Consider the following 4,123-nt stretch of genomic DNA (forward strand, 5'->3'; position numbering starts at 1 on the left):
TGCACCGTGCCAGCCAGCTCGATGGCGCTCTGGCCGGGGCCACCGGCCAGGAAAAACACCGGGTCGGGTTTCGGGTTGCGCGCCACCGCCGGAAGCACGGCGACATGCAGGTCGATCTGCACGCCGTCCGGCTTGCTCGGGTCCAGCGGCCGCTTCAGCACGCCGCAGCGCGCACCGACCTCCACGCCCTTGAGCCGGCAAGGCTGCAGGCTAAGGCCCGGCAGCGTGGCCGCGCCCGCAGCTTCAGCTGGTGCCGGCAAACAGGCGAGCAAAGGCACGGCCAAGGCCGGCGCGGTGGCGCTGTTGCACAACAGGCGAACTGCCGACCTGGGATCTGGCGAAGGCCGGCGCCCGCGGCTTCGCGGGGCGGGCCGGAGGGGAAGGATGAATTGCATGCGGCGCATTCTCGCCAGCGCTCGCAGTCGCCAGGCACCGCCCCCCATGAATGGCGGATCGGCCGACACGAGCGGTGGCCTTTCGCGCACGAACTGCGGCCGCAGGGTGTCAAAACAAGGAGGGGCCCGCAGGCCCTCTCGTGGGATCGAACGCCGAAAGCTCAGGGTTTGAGGTGCTGGCCGAAGAAGCTTTCCATCGCGCCGTAGAACTCGAACTGGTTCTCCTCGTTGTGGAAGCCGTGGCCCTCGTTGTCTTTCACCAGGTACTGCACCGTGACACCCCGCTTCTTCAGCGCCTCCACCACCTGGTCGCTCTCGGCCTTGTTGACACGTGGATCCTTGGCGCCCTGGGCGATCAGCAGCGGGGTCTGGATGCGATCCACGTGCAGCGCGGGCGAGGTGGCGGCCAGGCGGGCGTTGTCCTTCGGATCATCCGGGTTGCCGACCATCGCGTACATCTGCTGGCGGAACGGCTCCCAGTACGGCGGGATCGTCTTCATGAAGGTGAACAAGTTGGACACGCCGACGTAATCCACCGCGGCCGCATAGAGCTTGGGCGTGAAGGTCACGCCGGCCAGCGTGGCATAACCGCCGTAGCTGCCGCCGTACAGGCCAATGCGCTTCGGATCGGCAATGCCCTGGCCGACCAGCCAGGCCACGCCGTCGCTGATGTCGTCCTGCATCGACAGGCCCCACTGGCCGAAGCTGGCTTCCCAGAACTTGCGGCCGAAGCCGGTGGAGCCGCGGAAGTTCATCTGCAGCACGCAGTAGCCTCGGTTGGCGAGGAACTGCACCTCCGGGTTGAAGCCCCACTGGTCGCGCGCCCACGGGCCGCCGTGCGGGTTGATCACGCAGGCCAGGTTCTTCGGCGCGCGGTCAACCGGCAGCGTCAGGTAGGCGGGGATCTCCAGCCCGTCGCGGGCGCGGTAGCGCACCGGCTGCATCGTCGCCATCTGCGCCTCGGGCAGCCTGGGGTTGATGTCGGCCAGCTTGCTCAAGGTGTCGGCCTTGGCGTCGTACAGGTAGCGCGTGCCAGGCGTGCGGTCGCTGGCGGCGGCGACCACGAACTTGTCCTCGGCCCGCGTGCTGGCCTGCAGCATCAGCTCGTAACCCGGCAGCTTCTGCGCCAGCCTAGCGTAGAGCTGCGTGGTCGCCGCGTCGAAGCTGTGGCGGCCCTGCTTGTCCTCGGTGAACTCGGCCACCGTCAGCACCTTGCGCAGCCGCGAGTAGCTGGCGCCGGAGAGGTCCACCGTCGGGTGTTCGTAGACCACCTGCTCCAGGTCGGGCTTGCCGGGGTCCAGCTTGACCAGCGCCTTGCGGTCCCGCCCGCGGTTGGACAGCAGGTACAGGCCCTGGTTGTCGAAGTCGAAGAACTGCGGGCTGACCTCGGTGCGGAAATCGGTCGCGATGATGGCCTTGAACTCGTCGGCCTCGGTGGCGCGGTACAGCAGCTGGTTGTTGACGCCGTCCGACGCCACCGCCACGCGCAGCTTGCCGGCATGGTCCGGCAGCCAGGCGACGATGTTGCCGGGATTGCGTGCCACCAGCGTCTCGGCGCCGGTCTTCACGTTGACGCGGTAGACGTCCATCGCCTGCTTGTCGCGCCTGTTGTGCTGCAGGAGGATGTTGTCCGGGTCTTCGTCCAGCGTGTCGATGATCTCGGCCCGCGCCCCTTCGTACGGGCTCAGGTCGCGCACCTGGCCGCTCACGGCATCGACCGCGACCACGTGGAAGTTCTCGTCGCCGCCGAAGTCCTTCTGGAACAGCAGCGTGCCGTCGCCTTTCCAGAAGTAGTTGGCGATGTCGCGTGCGCTTTCGCGCGTCAGCTGGCGCGGCTGACCGGTCGGCTTGCTGCCGTCCAGGGTCTGCACGAACAGGTTGCGGCGCGGCGTGGGGCCGCCATCGCCCACGGCAGGCTGCATCCAGGACAGCCAGCGCCCGCCATCGCTGATGCGGAAGAAGCCTTGTGGCGGGCTGGCGAAGAAGTCGCGCAGCGGGAATTGCGGCGCTGGCGTGGCGGCAGGCGCCTCTGCAGCCCAGGTCTGAAGCGACGCGGTGGCCAGCAGGCCGGTCAGCAGCGCCGGGGCCAGCAGGGGCAGCATGGTCTTGGCATCAAATGGCATGAGCAATGACTCCCGAAATTTCTGGAATCCTGATGCTCGCTCGCCACGGCCACTGCGGGTAGCCGGCTGCGACCGGCGCGCGTTTACGCCGCATGAAGCGCAGGCCGGCAGGATGAGCGGCGCAGGCCGCCCATCGTCCTCGCGCTCAGGCGCGGGTCTTGATCAGACCTTCGCAGGTCGTCTTCTGGCCATCGGCCGCCGGCAGCTTGCCGCAGACCGGTGCCAGCTGTGCGCGCAGCCGGTCCAGCGTGGCCTGATGCGCGCCCTTGGCGTTCCACTTGCCGAGTTCCACACCGACCTTCTGCAGCGAACGGGCGCTGCGCTCGTAGAACGCACCCTCCTGGCCGGCAGCTTCGGTGAACAGCTGGGCCGCGACCTTCTCGATCTTGGCCGAGTCCTGCGGCGCCATGTCGACCAGCGCCGTCAGGTAGCTGGAGCCCCATTGCAGCCGCGTGGCCGGGCCTTCGCTGGTGTTGAAGGCCTTTTCGTACCAGCCCAGTGCCTCGGCCTTCTTGCCCTGCTTCTTGGCATTGCCGCCCAGGTGGCTCATCAGGTAGTACGGCGAGTGGCTCTTGCTCAGGTTGCTCTTCAGCAGCGCATCGCTTTCGGTCCACAGGCCGGCTTCACCCAGCGCGTAGGCCGCCGAGCTGATGACCGCCTGGCGCTCGTAGCCATCGGTGATCTCCTTGTCCATGGCCGCGGCCATGTCACGCACTTCCTTCAACAGCGGCGCCGGCAGCTTGGGGCGCAGCGCTTCCTTGGGCTGGTCCAGCCGGGCCACGCCGACGCGGGCGATCAGCGCCGAGACGCGGTCGCTGCGCGACAGGCTGGCGTCGGCCTGCAGGCGCTGCAGCGCGCTGTCCATCGCGCCGGCCAGGGCCGTGCGGTCCGGTCCGGCGGCCGGCGCCAGCGCGTTGACCACGTCGGGTGCCGCATTGACCAGCACGTCCATCAGCGTGCGGCTGGCCACCGGGTCAGCCAGCAGTTTCTTGATGCGTTCGCGCGTCGCAGCGTCCGGCTTGATGCCCTTGCCTTCGTCGCTCTCGGCCAGGGCCTTCAGCAGCAAGCGCGTGCTGGCTTCGGCCTCGCTGGCGGGTGCGGCCGCAGACAGCTGGGCCAGCAGGCCCGGGCGGTCGTTGGGCGAAACCAGCTGGGTTTCGTCAGTGTCCCAGGAGTAGAAAGACAGCATGCGCCATTCGTTGGCGCTGACGGGCTTGCCGGCGCGGGCTTCGTCCAGCACGGTCTTGATCGGCCGGCCGCCGGCCAGGCCCATCTGCAGCACGTTCATGACCTGCGGCGCGTCGACCTCGCCGGGCAGGCGGGTGATTTCCTGGCCGTCCGGGCTGAACAGGATCATGGTCGGGTAACCGCGCACCTTGAAGCGGGCGCCCAGCTTCTGCGCGCCGGGCAGGTCACCGTCGATGTGCACCGCGACAAAGCTCTTCGAGCGCTCAGCGAAGTCCTGGCGGTTGAACAGCGTGGCCTTGAGCTGGTTGCACGGCGGGCACCACTTGGCGCCCCAGTAGACCAGCACCGGCTTCTTCTCGGCCTTGCCTTGCGCGAAGGCCTTGTCCACGTCGGCATCCGCGCCGGCAGGCAGCCAGG

At 68.4% G+C, this 4,123-nt stretch carries 2 protein-coding genes and 1 pseudogene; all 3 read right to left on the bottom strand.

Features of this window, described 5'->3' with window-relative positions; all coding sequences use genetic code 11:
* A pseudogene (locus tag FKP22_RS22920) lies at nucleotides 1-278 on the bottom strand (alpha/beta hydrolase); the annotation flags it as partial.
* A 278-nt stretch (nucleotides 279-556) separates the two neighbouring features.
* A complete protein-coding gene (locus FKP22_RS22925; RefSeq protein WP_141289993.1) occupies nucleotides 557-2,497 on the bottom strand; it encodes a S9 family peptidase in 1,941 nt (646 codons plus the stop codon).
* A gap of 166 nt (nucleotides 2,498-2,663) precedes the next feature.
* Nucleotides 2,664-4,123: thioredoxin family protein (locus tag FKP22_RS22930; RefSeq protein WP_141289992.1), on the bottom strand; the 1,460-nt coding region annotated here is incomplete at its 5' end.

The sequence above is a fragment of the Ideonella azotifigens genome, assembly GCF_006519715.1.
GTDB classification, from domain to species: domain Bacteria; phylum Pseudomonadota; class Gammaproteobacteria; order Burkholderiales; family Burkholderiaceae_C; genus Ideonella; species Ideonella azotifigens.

Excerpts from the sequence above, each read along its gene's own strand:
- FKP22_RS22925 (WP_141289993.1), bottom strand. The coding sequence starts at position 2,497 with ATGCTGCCCCTGCTGGCCCCGGCGCTGCTGACCGGCCTGCTGGCCACC.